Origin of the sequence: Paludibaculum fermentans, assembly GCF_015277775.1 — a bacterium.
Lineage (GTDB): Bacteria > Acidobacteriota > Terriglobia > Bryobacterales > Bryobacteraceae > Paludibaculum > Paludibaculum fermentans.
This window is the reverse complement of record NZ_CP063849.1, coordinates 7314816-7336804: the sequence shown is the minus strand read 5'-3', so window position 1 is coordinate 7336804 and position 21989 is coordinate 7314816. Positions and strand designations below refer to the sequence as shown.

At 61.6% G+C, this 21989-nt stretch carries 14 protein-coding genes and 1 pseudogene; 6 read left to right on the top strand and 9 right to left on the bottom strand.

Annotated features, from left to right (window positions below; all coding sequences use genetic code 11):
• Positions 1-33 precede the first annotated feature (33 nt).
• Together IRI77_RS29100 and IRI77_RS29095 are read right to left on the bottom strand one after the other, a co-directional pair.
• Positions 34-3696: a carboxypeptidase-like regulatory domain-containing protein gene (locus IRI77_RS29100; protein WP_194448478.1), complete on the bottom strand. Its 3663-nt coding sequence runs from the start codon at positions 3694-3696 to the stop codon at positions 34-36.
• A gap of 226 nt (positions 3697-3922) precedes the next feature.
• Entirely contained in the window at positions 3923-5353 is a 1431-nt protein-coding gene (locus tag IRI77_RS29095; protein WP_194448477.1) for a glutamine synthetase family protein, read from the bottom strand.
• 457 nt (positions 5354-5810) lie between these two features.
• Here IRI77_RS29095 and glnA point away from each other — a divergent pair, with 457 nt between their 5' ends.
• The 3 genes from glnA to IRI77_RS29080 all read left to right on the top strand — a co-directional run bounded on the left by glnA (position 5811) and on the right by IRI77_RS29080 (position 10681).
• The gene (glnA, locus tag IRI77_RS29090) at positions 5811-7220 is read left to right on the top strand and encodes a type I glutamate--ammonia ligase (RefSeq protein ID WP_194448476.1); all 1410 of its coding nucleotides are present in this window, start codon (positions 5811-5813) and stop codon (positions 7218-7220) included.
• Between the two features lie 68 nt (positions 7221-7288).
• A complete protein-coding gene (locus tag IRI77_RS29085; protein ID WP_194448475.1) occupies positions 7289-7786 on the top strand; it encodes an MOSC domain-containing protein in 498 nt (165 codons plus the stop codon).
• Positions 7787-7873: 87 nt separating this feature from the next.
• Positions 7874-10681: a [protein-PII] uridylyltransferase family protein gene (locus tag IRI77_RS29080; protein WP_194448474.1), complete on the top strand. Its 2808-nt coding sequence runs from the start codon at positions 7874-7876 to the stop codon at positions 10679-10681.
• 331 nt (positions 10682-11012) lie between these two features.
• On the opposite strand, the gene IRI77_RS29075 is transcribed toward IRI77_RS29080, so the two are convergent.
• The 3 genes from IRI77_RS29075 to IRI77_RS29065 form a co-directional block, all read right to left on the bottom strand.
• Entirely contained in the window at positions 11013-12341 is a 1329-nt protein-coding gene (locus IRI77_RS29075) for a hypothetical protein (RefSeq protein ID WP_194448473.1), read from the bottom strand.
• A 21-nt stretch (positions 12342-12362) separates the two neighbouring features.
• Entirely contained in the window at positions 12363-12617 is a 255-nt protein-coding gene (locus tag IRI77_RS29070) for a hypothetical protein (RefSeq protein WP_194448472.1), read from the bottom strand.
• Between the two features lie 226 nt (positions 12618-12843).
• Entirely contained in the window at positions 12844-13941 is a 1098-nt protein-coding gene (locus IRI77_RS29065) for a PDDEXK nuclease domain-containing protein (RefSeq protein WP_194448471.1), read from the bottom strand.
• Between the two features lie 72 nt (positions 13942-14013).
• Here IRI77_RS29065 and IRI77_RS29060 point away from each other — a divergent pair, with 72 nt between their 5' ends.
• A complete protein-coding gene (locus IRI77_RS29060; RefSeq protein WP_194448470.1) occupies positions 14014-14241 on the top strand; it encodes a hypothetical protein in 228 nt (75 codons plus the stop codon).
• Between the two features lie 1104 nt (positions 14242-15345).
• Positions 15346-16305: pseudogene (locus tag IRI77_RS38195) on the top strand (IS4 family transposase); the annotation flags it as partial.
• 40 nt (positions 16306-16345) lie between these two features.
• Here IRI77_RS38195 and IRI77_RS29055 read toward each other — a convergent pair.
• Complete coding sequence (locus IRI77_RS29055; RefSeq protein ID WP_194448469.1) at positions 16346-18400, bottom strand: recombinase family protein; 2055 nt, start codon at positions 18398-18400, stop codon at positions 16346-16348.
• On the bottom strand, positions 18393-18560 hold the full coding sequence (locus tag IRI77_RS29050; protein ID WP_194448468.1) for a hypothetical protein: 168 nt from the start codon (positions 18558-18560) through the stop codon (positions 18393-18395). The genes IRI77_RS29055 and IRI77_RS29050 overlap by 8 nt, the downstream gene beginning before the upstream one ends.
• A 258-nt stretch (positions 18561-18818) precedes the next feature.
• Here IRI77_RS29050 and IRI77_RS29045 point away from each other — a divergent pair, with 258 nt between their 5' ends.
• Positions 18819-19070, top strand: a complete 252-nt coding sequence (locus tag IRI77_RS29045) for a hypothetical protein (RefSeq protein WP_194448467.1) — start codon at positions 18819-18821, stop codon at positions 19068-19070.
• A 78-nt stretch (positions 19071-19148) separates the two neighbouring features.
• On the opposite strand, the gene IRI77_RS29040 is transcribed toward IRI77_RS29045, so the two are convergent.
• Together IRI77_RS29040 and IRI77_RS29035 are read right to left on the bottom strand one after the other, a co-directional pair.
• Positions 19149-19913 carry an RHS repeat-associated core domain-containing protein gene (locus tag IRI77_RS29040; RefSeq protein WP_194448466.1) on the bottom strand — a complete coding sequence of 255 codons (765 nt, stop codon included), beginning with the start codon at positions 19911-19913 and terminating at the stop codon, positions 19149-19151.
• A 262-nt stretch (positions 19914-20175) separates the two neighbouring features.
• Entirely contained in the window at positions 20176-21903 is a 1728-nt protein-coding gene (locus IRI77_RS29035) for an RHS repeat domain-containing protein (protein ID WP_194448465.1), read from the bottom strand.
• Between the last annotated feature and the right edge of the window lie 86 nt (positions 21904-21989).

Sequence of the window (21989 nt, the reverse complement as noted above, 5' to 3'; positions counted from 1 at the left end):
CGCGATACCCGGCGGCCCCTGATCCAAGCAGACTCAGAACTCGTAGCGCAGCGCGAACTGGAAGACGCGCGGGCTGCCGAATTGCGAGGTGTACTTCCCGAACGAACCCGGATCATTGATATCCGTGTTCGAGGTCGCCACGTCGAAGCGAACCGTGTTTGTCACGTTGAACGCTTCGGCACGGAACTGCAGGGTGTGCGGCATATCACGATGCGTGAACAACGTGAAGCGCTTGGACAGGCCCAGGTCGATGGTGAAGAACCCATCGCCGCGCAAGCCATTCCGCTGTCCGCTCTCGCCGGGCAGTGCGTAGTCGTAGCCGGCGAGGGCGTTCGCGGGGTCGCCGAACATGTTCGGTCCACCGGCCGCCCCGTCAATCGCCGCGGGCGCGTTCTTGGCCGTCCCGGTCTTGGGCACGACCCCGGTCTGCGAAGCGAAGCTGGGCACGTTCCAGTTCGTCGGCCAGACACCGCCGGCCACCGCTCCCGTGGGGAAGCCGCTGGATTGGCGCCAGATGCCGCTCAACTGCCAGCCGCCCAACAGGTTGTCCGTGACACGCGATGGGCTGCTGAGCCAGCGCTTGCCCTTGCCCACAGGCAGCTCCCAAACCCCCAGGGCGCTCACCAGGTGGGTGACATCGTAGTCGGAGACATCCTTCATCTGGCGGGTGTTCCAGGAGTTGATGATCTGCCCGCCGGTGGCCGAAGCCACTTCGCGCGCGGAGGAGTAGTCAATCGACTTGCCATACGTGTAGTTGACGTCCAGTTGGACGGTGGAGAAGCGCTTCCGCACGGTCCATTGCATGGCGTGATAGTAGCCCTTACCAACCGAACGCGCCGCGGCCAGCGATGAGAACTGGCTGTTGAACATCGAGTACGGCCCCAGCTTGCTGCACGACGGGAAGCACTCGCCGGTCTCGTCCGGCAGGTCGATGGACGTCAGCGCGGATGTCATGTCGGGATAGGAACCCGCAAACACCCTGTAGATGCTCTGCGTCGCGGAACGTGTGCCGGTGGCGGCCCCGGGCCACATGTTCTCCCAGAACGGGATCGGTTTCACATCGGCAGTGGCCGTCCCGCTGCGAGCCAGCAGCGCGAGTTGCTGGGCCGCCTGGAAGTACGTCTGGCCGGATGCCGGGTCCTTCAGGTTGGTCGGCATCGCCAGGTCGAAGTTGATCAGCGAACGGCGGGAGAGCCGGCCCACATAGGAGCCCTGCACCATCAGGCCGCCGGCGAACTCGCGCGAGATGCTGAAGTTCGTGTTCATCGTGTACGGCGCCTTCAGCTTCTCGTCGATGGAGTTCGAGATCGCGAAGTTGTCCGGCTGCACCTGCGGAAAGCCGCCGGCCGGCGCCTGCGGCAGGATGGATGGATCCCAGTTGTAGAAGCCGGTGAAGCGCGGAGCATCCGACGCCGAGTACGTCGGCGGCGGCTGCAGTTGGCTTGTCAGCCCCAGGGCACTGCCGGAATAGTTGGTGATGATGCCCTGGCCGAAGAGGTCGTAGAACAGCCCGAAGCCGGCGCGGATCGAGGTCTTGCCCGGACCGCCGAACAGCTTCTTCGACCAGCCGTCGGTGCCCTGCGGCGAGTAGGCCAGGCCGAGGCGCGGCGACCAGTTCTTGTGATAAGGGTACAGGTCGCGGCCGAGCTTGGAAGCCAGGTCGAACTGCACGGGAGCAACGCCCGCCTGCGACTGGCCGGAGTCGGCCAGGGCTTGGCGCTGAACGAACCAATCCGCAAAGGGGACGGCAGGATTCGTCTGGTAGCCGTTGCGCTCGTAGACCGGCGGCATGAGCGACAGGCGCATCCCGGCCGTGATTGTCAGGCTGCGGGTGGCACGCCACGTGTCCTGCACATACATCTCATACTCTTCCGAAGCGAAGCTGCGGCGGATGCCCTGCCCCAACGGCAGCAGGTTGCCCTTCAGGTCGTAGTTATAGTTCGCGGTGAGCTGGGTCATCAGGCCCAGCAGGTTCACGAACTGCCGCCGGTAGGCCGTGCCGCCCTGCGCATCGGCCACCTCAAACTCCCGTCCGCTGCCCAACAGGTAGTTGGCGTTGCTCAGCGCATTGGAGAAAGAATTGCCGAAGTCATAGCGGTTGTTGCGGATGAAGCGCATCACGCCGCCGAAGGCCACGCTGTGCGCGCCGTGGTTCCACGAGAAATCCTCTGAGATCTGGTGGACACTCGTGATGCGCGACAGCGAACTGGTGGTCGCATACCGGTTATCGATATCGCGGAAGTCCGCGAAGTTAGCGGTGAGCGAGCCGAGGTTGTCCAGGCCCTGCCGCGTGAAGCCGTAGTGGAAGCTACTGATCAGCGAGGGCGTCAGGGTCGCCGTGTAGCCGGCCGCCAAGCCCTTGCTGTTGTCGAGGTACTTACGTTGCGGCGGCTGATCCGGGAACTGCGGCACGCCGAGTGAATTGGTGTAGTCGTCGTTCTGCAGGTTCCCGCGCAGGAAGAACACGTGCCGGCCGGCGGAATCAGCGGTCCAGTCGATCTTGGCGATATAGGTGTTCCAGCTCAATGGCGCGCGCGCATTGAACCGGAAACCGGCGGTGTTCAGAAGGTCGCCGGAGGTCGTATCGTTCGGCATCGGGTAGGTCTTCAACAGGTCGAGCACGGCCTGATTCTGGCCGATGCCCAGGGGATCGAGCCGCTTGAAATCGGCCGGCCCGAGGGATCCGATGCTGCCGTCCTTGCGAACGTAGTGGAACAGGCCGTTGCGGAAGTCGGCGTTGGGCACCACGCGGACCGCGTTGATCTCGCTGCTGTCCCGCCGGCCTTCGTAGTTCAGGAAGTAGAACAGGCGGTTCTTCTGGACGGCGCCGCCCAGGCGTCCGCCGAACAGGTTGCGGTTCAGCTTCTCGCGCGGCACGCCGGCCGAGTTGTTGAAGAAGCTGTTGGCGCTGGTGGCGGTGTTGCGCAGGAAGTAATAGAGCGCGCCATGCATGTCGTTGGAGCCGCTGCGGGTGAGCAGGCTCACCTGGGCGCCGCTGGTGCGGCCGAACTCGGCCCCGGCGTTGGTGGTGATGGTGCGGAACTCCTGCACGGAGTCGAGTGTGGCGCGCAGGACGCTGGTGAAGGCGCTGCGCTGCTGCTGGTCGTTCACATCGACGCCGTCCAGCGTCACGTTGGCCTGGTCAGCCTTGCCGCCGTTCACCGAGCCGCTGCGGAAGTCGCTCTGCACGCCCGGTTCCGGTTCACCCAGATAGGTGACGCCGGGCTGGATGGAGAGCAGGCCAACAACATTGCGAGCCTCCAGCGGGAGTTCGAGGATCGGCTTCTCGCCGATCGCATTGCCAACAGAGGCATCGGTGGTGTTGATTTGTGTAGATTCGGCTGAGACGGAAACTACTGTGGATACAGAGCCGACACTTTCAAATGTTAAGTTGACGGTTGCGGGTGTATTCACAAGTAGCCGGACATCGTTGACGATCAGATCATTAAAGCCTTTGGCTTTTGCAGTGATCTGGTAGAGCCCGGGCTTGACCTGCGGCAGCGCGTAGCGGCCCTGGGTATCGGAAGTCGTATCGCGGCTGGAGCCTGTTTGCGGGTCTCGGAGCTGGATCTTCACGTCCGGAACCGGCAGCCCGCTGGGATCGGTAACCGTGCCATTGACGGAGGTGGCGGCCTGGCCAAACAACGCAGCCGCCATAAGGAAAGTGAAGCTTGTGGCGTTGACGATTTTATTCATTGGGACCTCAAATGTACATCCCTGAAGCGAAGGGATAAGTTACCCCAATTAGATACTAAAATCGATTGTGCCGGCGATCAAATCAACTTTTGTCTCCTGGCTGTCATTTGCGTAAATTTATATGTGATCTTTGCAACAGAGACTAACCCTCTGAAGATAGGCACACAGACAGCAAAACGCCCCGGCTGCGGGGGCCGGGGCGTTCTGGTTGGAGTTTGTGTTCAGCCTAGAACTGGTTCCAGAGGAACTGGTTGTAGACTTCGTGGTGGTACTGAACTTCCTGCGGCTTGACGAACGTGCCCAGCAGGCGCGGGCAGCGGTCGGCGGAGGCCTGCTTCAGTTCCGCGTAGCGAGCCTTGACGTCGGCGCCGAGCATCGTGCTGGTCCATTCGGCACTGGTGAAGTTCGCCAGCGCGTCGTAGATGTTGTCCGGCAGATAGCGGTCGGCCTGGCGCAGGTTCTTGATCTTGGCGATCTCGCCGTCGAGGCCGGTCTTGAAGACCGAGTAGAGGACGAGGTAGGGATTGGCGTCGGGACCGACGGAGCGGACTTCGACGCGCGAGCTGCGCTCGTTGCCGATCGGGATACGCACCATCGAACCGCGATCGACGGCCGAAGCCTTGATCTGGTTCGGGGCTTCGAAGTGCGGGTCGAGACGGCGGTAGGCGTTGACGCTGGCGTTGAGGGCCAGGCAGATGTCGTTGCCGTGGGTGAGGATCCTGTCGATGAACTGCCAGCCGAACTTGCTGAGCTTCTCTTCGCCCTTGGGATCCCAGAAGATGTTCTTGCCGCCCTTGCTGATCGACACGTTGGTGTGCATGCCGCTGCCGTTGACGCCGACGACCGGCTTGGGCAGGAAGCTGGCGGTGAGGCCCATCTTGGTGGCGACCTGGCGGCAGATCAGCTTGTAGAGCTGGATCTGGTCAGCGGCGGCAACCACTTCGCCGTAGCCATAGTTGATTTCGAACTGGGACGGGGCGACTTCGGGGTGATCCTTCTCGTTCTCGAAGCCCATCGCGCGCTGCACTTCAGCGGAGGTGTCGATGAACTGGCGCAGCGGATCGCCGGGCAGCGAGTGGTAGTAGCCGCCGGTGTTCACGTACTCGAACTTACCCGTCTCGTTGTAGCTCCGCTCGGCGTCGGCGCCCTTGAACAGGAAGCCTTCGATTTCGTTGGCGGCGTTCAGGGTGTAGCCGTTCTTCTGGAACTGGGCGTTGGAGAAGGTCTTGAGGACGCCACGGATGTCGCCGGTGTAGGCGGAGCCGTCCTTGTCGATGACTTCACCGAACACCAGCACTTTGCCGGAGCCGAAGATGTCGGAAGGAGCCCAGTAGAAGGCGCTCCAGTCCATGCCAAGGCGCAGATCGCTCTCGCGCTGTGCCGTAAAGCCGCGGATGGAGGAGCCATCGAACGTCAGGTTGTCCCAGCTCTTGACAAGGAACTTCTTGTCATAGTCGAGCATGTGCAGGCGGCCTTCCAGGTCGCTGAACAGGACAGTGACGGCCTTGATCCGCTTCTCATCGGTAAGGTACTTCAGCCGCTCTTCCTGAATCTGATCGGCCGGAACGCGATTCTTACGTTGCTCCTTGGCAGCCAGATTCAAGTCTTCGAGCTCTGCGTAAGAAAGGCTCAGAAAGTCTTGCAGTGGGTTGGACATCTATCTCCTCTGACGTACGAATCTAAGATTCTCTCCTGGATGGAAAGCCGTGAACGAAGTGATCGAAGGGGCACCATCAACCTGCGTCGACTCCGGCCCAACGACACACCCGGCCGGGATCCGACCGGGCAAGTACAACCAAAGATTGATTATCCGCCACAGCCCCCCCGTGCCAGCAACGGGTTTGGCCTTCTTTAGTAATCGGATTTTTTTATGGGCTCGGTTTGAGGAATTAATGAGGCAACGGAGGGCACCGTAACCCACTCATCAAGTGTCACTTAGAGGATACGGCAGGCGCGCCTGGGGGCCAATTGCGAAGCCGCGCAACGCTCTTTCGGACAGCGCTGCCAGCCTCCACCAGCATCAGTTGACCTTATGACGCAGGGGATTCTGCTTCCTGCCTTCCCATTGCGCTGTTAGAATCGACACTGCGACGGCCCCAGAGGACCTACATACGATGACCCCCAATGAAGTAATCGAGTACGCGAAACAGCAGGGCGCACGGCAGATCGACTTGCGGTTCACAGACCTGCCCGGCCTCGCCCAGCACATTTCATACCCCATCGGCCAGTTGACCGAGGACAGCTTCGAGGAAGGCTTCGGCATCGACGGATCGAGCATCCGCGGCTGGGCTGCGATCAACGAGAGCGACATGCTGCTGATCCCGGATCCGAACACGGCCTATATGGATCCGTTCTTCGAGACGCCGACGCTGTGCATGATCGGCGACATCCAGGATCCGATCACGCGGCAGAAGTACGACCGCGATCCGCGCTGGATCGCCAAGAAGGCCGAGATGTACCTGAAGAACAGCGGCGTCGCGGATACGATCTATTTCGGCGCGGAAGCTGAGTTCTTCATTTTCGACAACATCCGGTTTGATCAGAATCCGCATAGCGGCTACTATTTCATCGACGCGGAAGAAGGGCGCTGGAACTCCGGGCGCGAGGCCAACAACCTCGGCTACCGGCCGCGCTATAAGGAAGGCTACTTCCCGCTGCCGCCGACGGACCATTATCAAAACCTGCGCGCCGAGATGGTGGAGACGATGTTGAAGGTGGGGCTCGACATCGAGTGCCACCATCACGAAGTCGCCACGGCCGGGCAGTGCGAGATCGACCAGCGGTTCGACACGATGGTGAAGTCGGCCGACAACATGATGCTGTACAAGTACTGCATCCGGAACGTGGCCTACCGTCACGGCAAGACGGTCACGTTCATGCCGAAGCCGCTCTTCGGCGACAACGGCAGCGGCATGCACTGCCACCAGAGCCTGTGGAAGGGCGGGCAACCGCTGTTCGCGGGCGACGGCTATGCGGGGCTGAGCCAGATGGCGCTGTGGTACATCGGCGGATTGCTGAAGCACGCCCGGGCGCTCTCGGCGATCATCGCCCCGACGACCAACTCCTACAAGCGGCTGGTGCCGGGCTACGAAGCTCCGGTGAACCTTGCCTATTCGCGCCGCAACCGCTCGGCCGCGGTGCGCATTCCGATGTACTCCTCCAGCCCGAAGGCGAAGCGGGTCGAGTTCCGGCCGCCGGATCCGTCGGCGAATCCGTACCTCGCGTTCGCGGCCATGCTGATGGCCGGCCTGGACGGGATCGTCAACAAGATCGATCCGGGCGAGTCGCTGGACAAGGACATCTACGACCTGTCGCCCGAGGAACTGAAGGCCGTCCCGTCGATGCCTGCGTCGTTGGACGAGGCCCTGCAGTGCCTGGAAGAAGACCACAACTTCCTCCTGAAGGACGACGTCTTCACGGAAGAACTGCTGGAGACCTGGATCACGTACAAGCAGAAGAATGAGGCCGATGCGGTCCGGTTGCGCCCGCATCCGTACGAGTTCGCGCTGTACTACGACATCTAGACGGATGGTTTCCTGAGATCGAGAGGCGCGAGTTCCGGCTCGCGCCTTTTGTGTGTCAGGCTGGAGTCATGGCCGGCCAGATCATCCAAGTCAGCATCTCGAAGGGCGGCGTGCCTAAGCTCGCTATCCAGGAAGCCTGGGCCGGACCGCTGGGCCTGGACGGGGATGTGCAGCGCAACCTGAAGTATCACGGCGGGCCGCGCAAGGCGATTCTGCTGATCTCGCTGGAGGACCTGGAAGGACTGCAGGCCGAGGGCTTTGCGGTATCTCCGGGCGCGCTGGGCGAGAACCTGACGGTGCAGGGCATCGATTTTCGCCAACTGCGCGAGGGTCAACGCTTTCGAGCCGGCGACGCGGTGCTGGAGCTGACGCAGTTGCGGCAGCCGTGCAAAACGCTGGAAGTGTACAACAGCGGCGAGCCCGGCAAGATCCAGCGGGCGGTCTATCAGAAGGACGGGATCCCCGGCTCAGCGAAGTGGGCCCGCTGCGGGTTTTATGCCAGCGTGGTGCAGCCGGGACGAATCTGTACCGGGGCTATAATCGCTTTAGTAGATCAAAAAGTCTAGGTCAGACTGGCGGCCTCGTTGCACGATTCTCTACTGGCGGTTGAACACGACATCCCTCCGGATTTGCGGCAAGGACTAGAAATCCTGTTGAGCCAATCGGCAGACCCGCAGGTGGCGGTGCGCCGGCTGGAGACGTTTTGTGCCCGCTATCCGAGCGAGTTTCAACAGATTGCCTACTCCCCGTTTGGCCTCCAGGCACTGGTGGCGGTGTTCTCCGCGAGTGACTTCCTTTCGGAAGAGCTGCTGCAGCATCCGGTATGGCTGCTGGGGTTGCTGCATGCGGGCTGGCTGCATCGCGGCCGGACTCGGGAAGAGATCGATGCGGAGCTGGCCGACTGGCTGCTATCCGGGTCGCTGCCCTCGCCCGCCCTCCGCATGGCGGAGTTCCGGCGGAAGCAGATCCTGCGGATCCTATTGAGGGATGTGCTGGGGTTTGGCGCCCTGCCGGAGATCACGGAAGAGCTCTCCAACCTGGCCGACGCGCTGCTGGACGCGGCCTATAGCCGGATCCGGCTGGAACTGGCGCAGAAGTATGGCTCGCCGAGACTGGCGGACGGAAGCGAGTGCGGCTACTCGATTCTGGCGCTGGGCAAACTGGGCGGGCGGGAGCTGAACTACAGCTCGGACATCGACCTGATGTTCGTGTACGAGGGCCCGGGCAACACCGACGGGGCGCAGGCGATCAGCAACCAGGAGTTCTTCAAGAAGATCTCGAACCAGCTCACAGACCTGATGGGGACCTACACGGCCGAGGGCATGATCTACCGGGTGGACCTGCGGCTGAGGCCGGATGGGCGGCTGGGCGAGGTGTGCCTGTCGATGGACGCCGCGAAGAACTACTACGACACCAGGGCCCGCGACTGGGAGTTGCAGATGCTGATCAAGGCGCGGACGGCGGCCGGCGACAAGGAGCCGGGCCGGCAACTGCTGGAGTGGGTGCAGCCGAAGATCTACTCGACGACCTTGGACTTCTCGCACATCGAAGCGATGTCCGAGACGCGGGAGCGGTTGAACGAGAAGCTGAGCTCGCGGCGGCGGGCGACGGGTATCGACGTGAAGCTGGCGCGGGGCGGGATCCGGGACATCGAGTTCCTGGTGCAGTGCCTGCAGCGGCTGCACGGGGGCCGGGAGACGTGGATCCGCAACTCGTCGACGCTGCTGGCGCTGGTGCGGTTGCGCGACAAGGACCTGCTGTCGGACTCAGAGTACTCGCGGCTGGCTTCGGCGTACCAGTATCTGAGGCATCTGGAGCACCGGCTGCAATTCGCGGCGGACCGCCAGACGCATCTACTGCCGGAGAAGCTGGAAGAGCAGGCGCTGGTGGCGCGCCGCATGCCGCCGGGGCTACTGGGCGGCCAGACTACGCCGGAAGCGCTGCTGATGACGTTGAACGCGCACCTGGAACATGTGCAGGAGATCTACGAGCGCGTCATCCATGCGCAGCAGACGATGTACTACACGCATACGCCGGCGCAGCCGCCGCCCGGCGGGCTGAACGTGGAGAGCCTGCCGGAGCCGAACGGTCCGGATGCAGCCCCGTCGAGCAACCTGATCCGGTTCCTGGACCAGAAGGCGCCGGGCTTTGCCGGCTCCGTGGCGCGGGCCCGGCTGGGCCGTTCGCTGACGGCGTTCGAGCATTTCCTGGAGCGGGTGATCAAGCGCGACGACTGGCTGGAGGCGCTGAACGGCGACGCGGTGCTGAGCGGGTATCTGCTGGACCTGTTCGCCCACAGCCCGTACTTCGCCGAACAGTTGATGCGGCAACCGGAATACTTCGAAGAGATCCGCACGATGCGGCTGCGAGGCCGGTCGACTTCGGCGTTCGCGGAGATCATGCCGCTGCTGGAAGATGCCGTGGAGATGCGGCGCTTCTTCCTGCGGCAGATGTTCCGGCTGCAGGTGGAGAGCATCTGCCTGCAGGTGCCGATCTTCGAGACGCTGGAGCGGACTTCGGCCCTGGCGGACGCGGCGATCGCCTCGGTCTACCGGCTGGCGGTCGCGCAGGCGTTCAGCGCCAATCCGCCGGCCACGGCAGGCTACGAGCCCGGATCGCAGATGATGGTGATCGCGCTGGGGCGGCTGGGCATGCAGGAGTTCGACCTGGCCTCGGACGCAGACCTGCTGTTCGTCATCCCCGATGCGGACCTGCCGGAGCTCCACTTCTGGACGCGGGTAGCGGAGAAGATTGTCACCATCCTGTCGTCGTATACGGGCGATGGAACGATGTTCGCGGTGGATACGCGGCTGTGCCCGAACGGCAAGGGCGGCGCGCTGGTGCAGAGCGAGAGCACCTATCACGAGTACTTCGCGAAGACGGCGGAGGCGTGGGAGGGCGTCGCGTACATGAAGACGAGGGCGGTGGCGGGCGATGTCGAACGGGCCACCTCGTTCCTGGCCGACCTGCAGAAGGTGGACTGGCGGCGGTATGGACAGAGCGGCCGGTCGAAGCAGCAGTTGCGCCACATGCGGATGCGGATCGAGAAGGAACTGAGCGAGGACAATCCGCTGAAGACGGCCGTGGGCGGGTACTACGACATCGACTTCTCGCTGATGTATTTGCGGCTGCGGGGCGCGGGCCTGTTCTTCAAGGTGTTGAACACGCCGGCCCGTATCGAGGTGCTGGAGCAGATGGGGCACCTGGATCCGAATGACGCGCATTTCCTAAAGAACGCGGCGACGTTCTATCGGGCGGTGGACCACGGTCTGCGGCTGATCTCCGGGCATACCGAGGGCAGTCTGCCGAACTCGGAGTGGCAGTTGCAGATGCTGACCAAGCTGGTGCGGCGGTGGGTGCCGGAGCATCTGTGCGACCAGCCGCTGGGGCTGGAGCTGCTGCAGATCCAGGGCCGGACGCGAGAGTATTTTGAGCGGCTGTTCGGCGAGGGGCGGAGCTGACGCAGGCGGAGGCCGTGTTGGGTTTGATTCGCCTGATTGGCTGAGTAGCGGCCGTGCCGGCCGGCAGGACCCGGAAGGGGAGATCGCTTCCGGGGGGCGTTGGGCCCAGTTGGGGTGGCTTCGTTTCCTCAGATTCCCTGGTGGTTGGTGGCGCGGAGGCCGGGGTGCGCCGCGCCCCTGATGGATTCCGGATTTAATTGTCAAAGATCAAGTGACTGGAGAGTTGGGGCGCGTAGGTGCCCGTGGTGGTGGCCTTGCGGCTGGACTCTTGCTATTGAAGGCTCGGCCGTACTCCGGGATCGAGCGAACGGCGGGGGCGGATTGCTTTTCGTTAGGAATCGGGCAGTGGCAGGGCTGGTGAGGGCCTCAATCGTGGCTTCGTTTCCCCTGATGATGGGTCCGCGTTGAGGGGTTGAGTGGGTTGCGGTGGCTTTGATCGCTCAGGCGGACGGGATTGCGGGGCCGGACGGGGGCCGCGCGATTGGATGTGGTGGTGGATTGGCTGGGTGGCGGCTGCGGTTGGGACCGGCGAGGGGTTCGGGGTTGGGTTTGATGCCTCGGGGAGAGTGGATTCCGGGGTGGAGGCCGTGCTGGCCGGGGAGGAGATGAGGTTGGGCGTGAGGCCTTGATGGAGAGATGGTTGGGGGCTTCGTGTGGCTGCCCGCTCGTTGACACTCGCGGCTCGGTTCGCGGGTGTGGGCGCTGGGGCGGCCGTGGTGTCGGGGTGTTCGGGGTTGCGGGGCTCGGTGGGTACGGGCGGCACGGGTGGGTGGCTGGTTGGGGAGTTTTGGGTGGTTATCCGCTCGTTGACACTCGCGGCTCCGTTTGCAGCGGCTCCGTTTGCGGCGGCTCTGTTTGCTTCGCGGGCCTGGTTGGCTTCGTTTGACGGGGCGGGTTTGCGGGCGTGCTTGAGAAAACGGAGGCTTAGGCCGGGGGCCGTGGGTGGGCGGATGGCCTTCACTGGTTGCGGGGCTGGGACCGGGCGGACCGGGCGGCAGGCGCCTTGCACCTTTGCTAGAAGTTGGAGGCCGAGGGGCGGCGGAACGAGATTGCTGTTGCCTGACGCAGGCGCCTGGTCTTCCGCAGTCACTGAGTTCGTGGGGGTTGCACTGGCTTGCGCGGTTAACGCTATGGGCCGGGTGGAACCGGCGGCCGCGGCGAAGAGGGCCTGGACTCGGGCGGGGATGGATTGCTGATGAGCCACGTCTCCCGTCAGATAAGGGAAGGCGGACTTCTGGATCGCCCGGATCCGCACACAGATCCAGGCGTGATAGCGGCCCAGGGCCTGGACGACTTCGCCCTGGTTCTCGCGGATCCAGAGCGCGGCTTGGGGGATGGCTTCGTTGTTGGCCCGGAGGGCTTCGGCCCAGAGCTTGCCTTCGAGTTGGAAGAGGCGGCGCTCGTGGCCCCGGAGGATCAGGCGGTGTACTGAGAGCGAGCGGAACTTTGGGTTGGCGATGTCCGCGGTCTGCTGCAGCGCCTGATGGTAGAGACGCGCTTCGATGTCTTCCGGCAGGTGGTGCGGGCCGGAGTAGAGGTTGTGGCGGGTGGCGTTCTGTGAGACCCGGAGCTTGCCTTCGGCGGTGCGGGGCCCGGTCGATTTCTGGGCGTTGGCGCGGTTGGCGGCGAGGCGGCGCTCGGAGATGGGTTGGTTGGCCATGGCGGTTCCCGGCGCTGGGGGTCAGCGGGCGTTGCTCCTCGAGGCCGGGAGGGCGGCCCTGGGAACGGTCCTGCGCGGCTTGAGACGCGGAGCGGGGCCGATCTGCTGGTGGACGTCGTCGCGGAGCGCTGCCAGGAGGGCTTGGTCCGCGATGCAGGTGATGAGGCCAGCAGCCTGTGGCCGCAGATGCACAGGCGCGTTCGCACGGTCGTGGGTGGTTACCAGGAAACGGCTCGAGCGTACCATGTCGTCCGTATTCGTATTGAAAGTCTGCATCGTTGTTCTCCTTGGGCAACGTTATACACGCCGATCCTATGAATTGGAGGGCTTTTCGGCGTAACCGATTGATTCGAAAGCGACGATAAATTTCGAACTCGTGAACTGCTGTTGGCGGCGGGGCGGAAATGGGGGAGAAGTCGAGCGGACGGGGGGTGGTTTCGAGGCGGCGGGTTGGTCCCTGGCGGGGTGGGGACGCTTTTCTTGGGTCTGGCTGTCGCCTTTCTTATGGGTCGACGGTTGGCTTGAATTGGGCTCGAAGCTGCAGGGCACGGCGGGTGTCCGAGATTTCTCTCACCAGGACTCCCTCCTCTGGCAGGCTCAACTTATACTCCCGGGCTAAGACTTGGTTGTTCAGGTTTCCGAGTGCGTAGTGCGCCACCGCGTCGTTCCGTTCCGAACAGAGCACCAAGCCAACGGGCGGGTTCTCGCCGGGCAGGATCCAGTGTTCGCGGGCATAGTTCAGATAGAGATTCATCTGGCCGGCGTCCGCGTGGGAGAAGCGGCCGAGTTTCAGATCGATGAGGATCAGGCTGCGCAGCCGGCGATGGAAGAAGAGCAAGTCCACCCGGTACCATTCATCGCCCACCCGCAGACGCTTCTGACGGGCCATGAAGGCGAAGTCGTCTCCGAGTTCCAACAGAAAGTGCTCCAGGTGCTGGATCAACGCCTCCTCGAGTTCGTGTTCGGAGTATTCGTCTTTCAGGCCGAGAAACTCGAGTACGAAAGGGTCCCGGATTTGCTCGTCGGGTGTGAGGTCATCGCCCGGCTGCCTTCGTGCTACGAGATTCCGCCGCGCGGCTTTGGAACGCTCGTAGAATTGAGAAGCGATCTGGCGGTCCAACTGGCGAACGGACCATCCGGAGCTCAAAGCCTGCTTCTCGTAGAAACGCCTGGCCGATAGATCCTGGACGGAGAGCAACCGGACATAGTGGGACCAGGAGAGCGGAAACGGCGGCAATTGTCCAGACGCTGTCTGGACGGTTGTGAGCGCCGAAGATTGTTCAGACGGTGTCTGGACAATCTCCTGGAAGGAGAGGTAGAACTGACGCATCTGAAATACGTTGGTTCTCGAAAAACCCTTTCCGAATCGGGCCGTGAGGTCCATGGCCAACTGCTCGACCAGTTGATCGCCGTAGTTCGCCTTGCGTTGCCCGGATTGTTCTTCCTCGACGATGCGTCGACCGATCTCCCAGTAGGCCGAGGTGATGATGGAGTTGACGGCTCGCCCTGCCGCGCGCCGGGACTCTTCGAGCAACGCGACAATGCCATCGAACAGGGGCTGGTATGCGCCGGTCTTCGCGACTCCCGGTGGTTTCGTCACTGTCTCTCAGGTTAACCAGTTTCCACGAGGCAGTTTGTGCGCGTGGTGGTTAGGCCGGGTTGGTCACGATGTTTGATTGAAGCCGCCAAGGTGGCCCCGCTGTGGAACCCGCAGCTCAAACTGGTGCACGAACGGGAAAAGAACCGGGGCAATCCCAACCGAGCCACGTTGGCCGTGGCTCGGAAGCTGGTGGCCTACCTGTTGGCGGTGGATCGCAGCGGCCAGGAATTCCAGCCGCGCGCGATCGCGGAGAAAGAAACCGGATGCCTGGAGGAGCAGGTTGCAATGCCAGCGCAATAACAAGCATTGAAGAACGAACAAAGAATCTGCTGTTGATGAGAGCCAGCACCGGCCGTTCCTCCCGAAACTCGGGACTGCGCAAAGGGCCCGCAAGGTCCGGATGCGCCACACAGGCTGTTTGAGGCCGGCCGGTAGTCCAAACTCAATCTTCCGCGAAGGCCCGAGACGGGCACGGATGCGGCCAATGGATGTCTGGCCACGCCGGCATTCGGCGATGGTCCAACCTGAAGCTGGGGACGTCGACAGGGAGATCGGCCGGGCGAAGGAAGTTCCACCAACGGGAGCGCAGCGATTAGTGTGTTTTCCCTTGACAACTACTTATCATGGATGTCGCCTTTCGACTGGACGGCGCTCCGGTATCAGCGCCGCCCCAGCAGCCAGAAGCAACGCGGACAAGTGGCTACTTATGAGCGCAGGGGTTGTCCTCAATCGGTGGTGATTCGAACGCCTCAATCATGATTTGCCCAAACAACCAGCCACTGCCCGCCTGGTACGCTCTGACCAGTGAGGGCGTTTCACTCTCCTTTCCTGAGGCTTCCCGGTATCGACCGCAACCGCGAACCATCCAGTACTTGAACCTCTGGTTGTAAGTCACAGAAGCCGTGCGAAACCCAACCATCGGACGCAGGCTCTCCATCTTCTTCACAAAAGCCGACCGGGAAGATGGTTGCTCCTCTCTCGTCAGATCGTATAAGTCAGACCATTTGCCCTGCCTATACAGGGACAGCAGGGTCTCGAACGCACTGGAGAAAGACACTCGCTGCGATGGTGGTAGCGAGGAGAGCCACCCTCCACGATTGAAATCCTCGGACGGCGCCCGCTGAGTGGGAGTTTGCGCAGCGCCGATTCCAGAAAGCGCCGCCAGTACCATTCCCATTGTCACGGCAACAGCTAGCGATCTCATTTCCCACTCACATTTACCAGAAGTCGGCCATTCTTCTCGCCCTCACCGACCCCGTTTGGGTCAAGTCTGAATACCGCTTTCAGTACATTCTGCAGCGGCTCCGTTGTGCAGCCGTGGGCACTCTTGTCCAAGATAGATCCGCCAGCCCCGAATTCGGCCCGACTGGACGACTGAGAGGGGTGCCCTCCTACAATTAGGCGTTGGCGCAGTTTCGTTTTCTCACCGGGACCGCGCCGCACACCACACCCAAGGAGGGCAAGACAATCCTACAAGCCGCCAGTCTCTTCAATCAACTGCTGCACCACTTCCCCCGCAACGAGTTCGCCTCTCTCGTCAAGAAGCACGGCGCCGAACGCTCCGCCAAGGGCTTCACCTGCTGGACCCAGTTCGTTTCCATGCTCTTCTGCCAACTGGGCCGCGCCGACTCCCTACGCGAAATCTGCAATGGACTCAGCTGCTGCCTCGGCAGACTCGTGCACCTCGGCATCGCCAAAGCACCATGCCGTTCCACCCTTTCCTATGCCAACGAACACCGGCCTGCCGCCCTGTTCGAGGATCTCTTCTGGACCTCGCTGGCCCGCTTCCGCGACAGTGGGGCCCTCGGCCAGCGCAAACACAAGTTCCGTTTCAAAAACAAGCTGCTCAGCCTGGACTCGACCACCATTACGCTGTGCCTGAACCTGTTTCCCTGGGCGAAGTACCGTCGCGCCAAAGGCGGAGTGAAGGCGCATGTGCTCCTCGACCATGACGACTACTTGCCGGCCTATGTGCTGCTCACTGAGGCCCGCCGGAGCGATGTCAAAATGGCCGACGCATTCCTACTCAATCCCGGCTCCATCGTCGCCATGGATCGCGGCTACAACGACTACTCCCTCTTCGGCCGCTGGACGGAGGCCGGCGTCTTCTTCGTCACCCGCCTGAAGGACGATGCCCAGTTTGAAATCGTCGAGGAGCGGACAACGCCGCAGCACAGCGCGATCTGCGTCGACCAGATCATCCGCCTCACTTCGGACAAGGGCCGCGCAGGCTGCCCGCATCTGTTGCGCCGGGTCGTGGTCTGGGTCCCCGAAAAGGAGGATGTCATCGTGCTGCTCACCAACCACCTGGAGTTCGGCGCGACGACCATTGCCGCCATCTATAAGGACCGCTGGAAACTGGAATTGTTTTTCGAAAGCTCGACATGTTGCACTCCTTCGGATGTTAAGGAATTTCAAGGCTCATCTGCCCTGAAGTTTCCGTTGGTGGGGTTGTCGGCTCGTTTCGATCAGCCACCCATTGCTCCACGTCTACCCGCCGTAGAATCCACGGGGCATTTGGACAGATCTGCGTGGCCTTCAGCCGTTTCAGCCGGATCAGCCGTAGGACAGTGGTTTGTGTGACGCCGAGAATGTCTGCCGTTTCGCTGACCGATACTTCGCCGCGGCTCTGCCGCTCTCCCTCGCGGTAGACCTCAATTTTGTGATTGCAGCGCAACGAGCAGACATGTCGTGCCGTCCAGGTCTTACCGTGCGCCGTCGGCTTTCGGTTGCGGTTGAGTAGCGCCGCGATCCGGGCGTCCGGTTCGATCCTTGCCAATGCGCGGACCGTTTCCACTACCTCGTCGTCGGTCACATACCTGTGCCGACCGGCGCGAATCTTGGAGAACTCCGTCTGCGTATGATCGCCGCCTTGCCAATGCAGGACAAAGCGAATCGTCTCTCCCTCGCTGGTAACGACGATCTCCTTTAGCGCAATTCGAAGGAGCCGCTTCTTATGCTCCGGCGAAGTGAGCGCATCGTCCCACAGCGAGGGGAGATCTCGTGCAAAGTCCAGCAGTTTTCGTTTCTGCTCGTCGGTGAGGGGGCTCTCTCGGCGTTGCTGTAGGGCCGCAAGTTCTGCCTCCACCCGCGCTTCCTCAGCCAACGCCAGATTCCAACGCCGTTCGAGTTCCGCCGCCACAAGGCGGTTCGCCGGATCAACCGCATCGTATTGGCGCCGGGCACGCGTCACATCGTAGCGTGCCTGCTCCAATGCCAGGGCTTTCTGCCTGACCCGCTCGTCGCTTCCTCCCTGTAGCGACTCCATTGCCTCTATGGCCGCTTCGGTGCCGAGCGGCGCAAGGCATCCTAGCAGTTGCTCCGACACCAGACGGTCGGCGCGCAGACCGCCGAACATGACACAACAGGGATGATCGCGATTGAGAACATACCCCGAACATTGGTAGCGAATCACGCCAGGCCGCGGAGACTGTGCGAGCAGCTTGGCGCCGCAATGGCCGCAACGCAGCAGTCCCGCAAGAATCGCTCCACCTTGCCGTACTGATCCTCGCACCGACGCGCTTTTCGCATTTTCGTTGTCGGCAATCACCGCCTGATTGCTCCGATAGGCATCCCAGTCAATGTAACCCTCGTGATGCTCCGTGATCAATACAGCCCAGTCTTCTTGCCGGGGTTGTTTGCTCCGGCAGACCCGCTTCTGGCCGTCCTCCAACCGTACTGTCGTTTTGCTTTGCCCATAGGTGTACGCTCCGGCGTAGACAGGGTTCTTCAGTATGCTGTGCACCGCGTGGTATCGAGCCGGCTGCCAGACTACTTCTCGCGAAGTCTCCGGCCCGCGAGCAACGGGCATCTGAATCTGGTTTCGGTCCAACCAGAAGAAGACCTGCCTCGCACTGCCCAACTCGGTGAACTTGCGGAAGATCAATTCCACCGTGGAGGCGATCCTGACGTCGGGATCTTTCTCGATCTGATCGTCGGTGCCTTTGACATACCCAATTGGGACGCGCCGTACCAAAGCGCCACGCTCGGCCTTCTGCCGCAAGGCTGATTGCGCGCGCTCCCGAAACGTCGCGATTTCCATTTCGCTGATCGTGCCCTTCATCCCCAACAACAATCGATCGTTGGTAAGCCTGGGGTCGTATGTGGTATCAGCATCGATCAACAGCGCTCCGACGATGCTGCAGAATTCGAGCAAGGTGTGCCAGTCCCGGCCGTTACGCGCGAGTCGCGACGCCTCAACGCTGAACACCGCGCCCACTTGCCCATTGCAGAGAGCACGAAGCAGGCGCTCAAATCCAGGACGGCGTGTGCCCGCCCCTGAGATGCCGAGATCTTCGTCGATAACGTCGACGTCCTGCCAGCCCAAGCCGCGCGCGCGGTCGGCGAGAGAATACTGCAGGCGCTGGCTCTCGAGGTTGTGCCGCACCTGGTCGGGTGTGGACTGGCGAATGTATATGCAGGCTCGCCGGGCCAGGTGATCGGCGGTGATTTTACTCATCGCCTTTTTCCTCCTCGCGGAGCGCCTTGGCCAGCGCCCGTAGCCAGTGCACCACAGCTTGGCGTAGTTGTTCCTGCACTTCCGGCGGAAGGCGAACGCCCAAAGCTGGCGGCTGTTCTTCGAAGAGTTGGCGTTGGCGGCTTGCCCAATTCTGCAGCATCGTGATCCTCCTCGAGCACATTGTGCACACGAGAGGACAAACAGGCCTCGGTGACGCGCAGCATCTCGAGCATAGTCCGAATTGGCAGACGCCCGGCAGAGACGATCCGTGGGCTGGCTGACTCAGGCTGCGTCATCCAGGCTGCCACCGCGAGCGGCCTGCCATCGAGGCGGCGAACGACGAAGTGGACCTCGTCGAGAAACTCGTACTTCCTGACTACTGGTAGGCTTTGCCCGTGTCCTGGCCGAAGAGCTCGGTGTGAGCATTGTTCCAGTGAGAATGCGCTGCAGCGAGACCCTCCGCATCCAGATTTGGACAGCCTTGATCGCTCTCCTGCTGTTGAAGTGGCTGCATCACCTTTCCAGCGCCAACTGGTCCTTGTCCAACCTAGCCTCGCTGCTGCGGCTGAACCTGTTTACCTACCGCGAATTGACCAAGTGGCTCAACCATCCGCTCGAAACCCCGCCGCTGCCACCGCCGCCGCAACAGTTGACCCTTGCTTTGTGCTGACTTGGACAGGATCAATCTCGCAAGAACGGAGACCACCCCTAGAAACAACAGAAACCACCCGTCAGGAACCCTTTGAATTCAACACGAGATGCGAGAGGTGTGTCCTGTCTTGGACAGCAGTGAGCCGTGGGTGTAGGTTCGGCCGTAATCGAAGTAGTCCTGTTTGCCGTGTAGATAGAAGGCCGTAGGGCCCTTAGGGCCGATGAGGTCCGCTCTATACTCGCCCCAATCGTTCCTGGCATCAAACACCTGATCACGTATCGTAACGGGACCTACGCGCTGAATCCCCGGATAGGGTCCAAGGACGTACCCTTGAGGAACCTGAAGGAAGTACTGAGACTGAAGGCCTCCGCGCCTGTTCAGGTTTATCTCATAATCGCCGTTGGGTGTTGTCATATAGGTGCCGAGCTTTCCTGTGTATCCAGTCCCGGTAGCAAGAACGTCATCCTCGCCCGCACCCAGTAGCGTTAGCTTCTCAATCTCAGCTCCATCCTTCGCGTACTTCCCAGTCTTCTGAATCCGCAGAAGCATCGTGTAGTCGCTGTGGTTACAACCTTCGGATCCCTTCTTGCATGGATCACCGTTGTCGTCCACATCTGAACCGTCGTGCCAATTCCAATTGCCATTGATCTTGAACCAGTTGTTGCCGGTGATATCGACAGCGGAAAGCGGATTGTTCGCCGTGTACGAATATAGGTTCCAAGTTTGAGGAGAAGTCTTTTCCGAGAACTTCGGATTGTCCGGGCTAGTGAACCTCCCCTGCGCTCCCGAGAAGTACCTCGCCCCAAAGTAGTCGAGGCCAGTCTCGGCGTCCCGTTCTTTGCCGGTGAACTCCCTCGTCATCGGGCGATCTATTGTAATGCGCCTTTTCGCTTCAGGAGCAGGATCACGCATGTGGCTAGAGCCGCGTAGAAAACAACGTTCAGAAGAAACGCGGCAAGGATTTGAATTGGGTCATGGGCAGCACCCCAGTAGGCCTCAGGGAGCGCATAGCCAGGTGCAAGCAACCATTCGGCGATTCTCCCAACGAGAGGTACCGTCATACCCACAAACAGGGCTAAGACTATCACGAAACCAATAACGATCCCTTTGACTATGACCATTGTCATTGTCCCCCACAAGCCGCCGGATTGCCCAGGGCGCATTGCCTCGCCGCATCCTCTGCCACATGGTTCCGCACCGCCGGATCTTCAGTCGCAAAGTAGCTGCTGACGAAATGCTCGATCTCCCTTTGCGCCCAAGCGTCTTGGTTGCCGTGCTTCTTCGCAAGGTAAGGAAACGCCCTAGCATACCCAGCGATTTCGAGCCTCATCCCCTGGCCAGCACGAAACCAATCGACCGATGCATTTCGTTCGGCGTAAACGTGGGCAAGCCCAGCAGCCCTGCCATTGCTCCATCCAATAGGCATGCCATCGGCGCCCACATGCGCAGGCGAACTCATATCTGTCAAGGCATGTGCGGCCTTCGCAAAGGCCGTAATCGCGTCATCGTTCAAATCGCGCCCGCCGCCAGATAGGTCGTTTGCAAGTGCCAAATTTTGATCGATGAAGCGGTTTATCATCGCTACGCAAGCGCCAGCACTTTGACCAGAGAAGCACATAGAGTGCGTATAAGACTGTCCTGGATCTTGAGCCCCTGGTCCGAAGTCCTGGTTGTAGCTCACCTGACCCAAAAGCGCCTGATGGTGGGGGGAGAGATCGCTGTTGAACGCCTGGTACATGCGGTTATGTACGAAGAATGGCCACTGACCGTTGGGGTCTACATAGGCGAAAGGGCTGTTCAAAGCGTAGCTGTAGCCATTCCAGCTCTGTGGATTCTGAGGGTCTGCTCCAGCACTCTTGGGATCCGGGCTAGTGAACCTCCCCTGCGCTCCCGAGAAGTACCTCGCCCCAAAGTAGTCGAGGCCAGTCTCGGCGTCCCGTTCTTTGCCGGTAAACCTCATCCTCTGCCGATCAGCATCGGCCACCGCCTTGCTCTCGTAACCCTGCGCCACCGTCCGGTCGCCAAGCCCCAGCTCAATCTCCTGCCCAAACGGGAGGTAATCGCTTCTGGTCTGCACAACGCCGTTGCCATCCAGCACCAGCCGCGTACTGCCTAGGTGGTCCGCCACCAGGTACTGCCGGCCTGACGTAGTTACCGCCTCGCCGCCGTACTCCTGCGCCAACTGCCCCATCGCGTCATATACGTAAACCGTCGTCGTGACTCCGTTCACGGTCCGCTTCACGCGGTGCCCTTCGCCGTCGTATTCCGCCGTCATCGTGCCGGATCCGCTAGTCTGCGCACTCACCAACCGGTTCTCCCCGTCATAGGATAGATTTCTAGGATACGCGGCCGCCACCGCAGTGCTGACGTTACCCGCCGCGTCCACCGTCGACCCCAGCCACTTGTTGTTCACCACTGTTGCGCCGCTCACTGGATCAGTGTAGGTTGCCAGCAATGCCGTGACCTCTCCGGGGTCGTCCAAGGCGACTTGCGGCACACCAGTCGCCGGCGAGGGACTGCTTGTCCCCAGCATCGCCCGGTTCCCGTAGCGGTCGTACACGAAAGTCTGCGACCACGCCGTGCCGCCTGCTCCCTTTGTCTCCACCGCCGTCTTCAGCCGGTTCAAGGCATCGTACTCGTAGGCCTGCGTCCCCAGCACTGTCGAGCCAAGTTGAATCGACTGGCTCTTGACGTTCCCATTGTTGCCTGTTCCGTACCCCAAGCCAAGAGTCACGTCCGCAGTGCTGAGGCTCTGGCATGAGCTATCGGCGGCACTGCCCACGCGGATGCCCGTTATCTGGAGCCGGCTGTTGTAGCAGAAGTTCTGTACCTTCACCGTGCCAAGATTCACCTGGAAAAGGGGACATCCATGATAAGTAGTTGTCAAGGGAAAACACACTAATCGCTGCGCTCCCGTTGGTGGAACTTCCTTCGCCC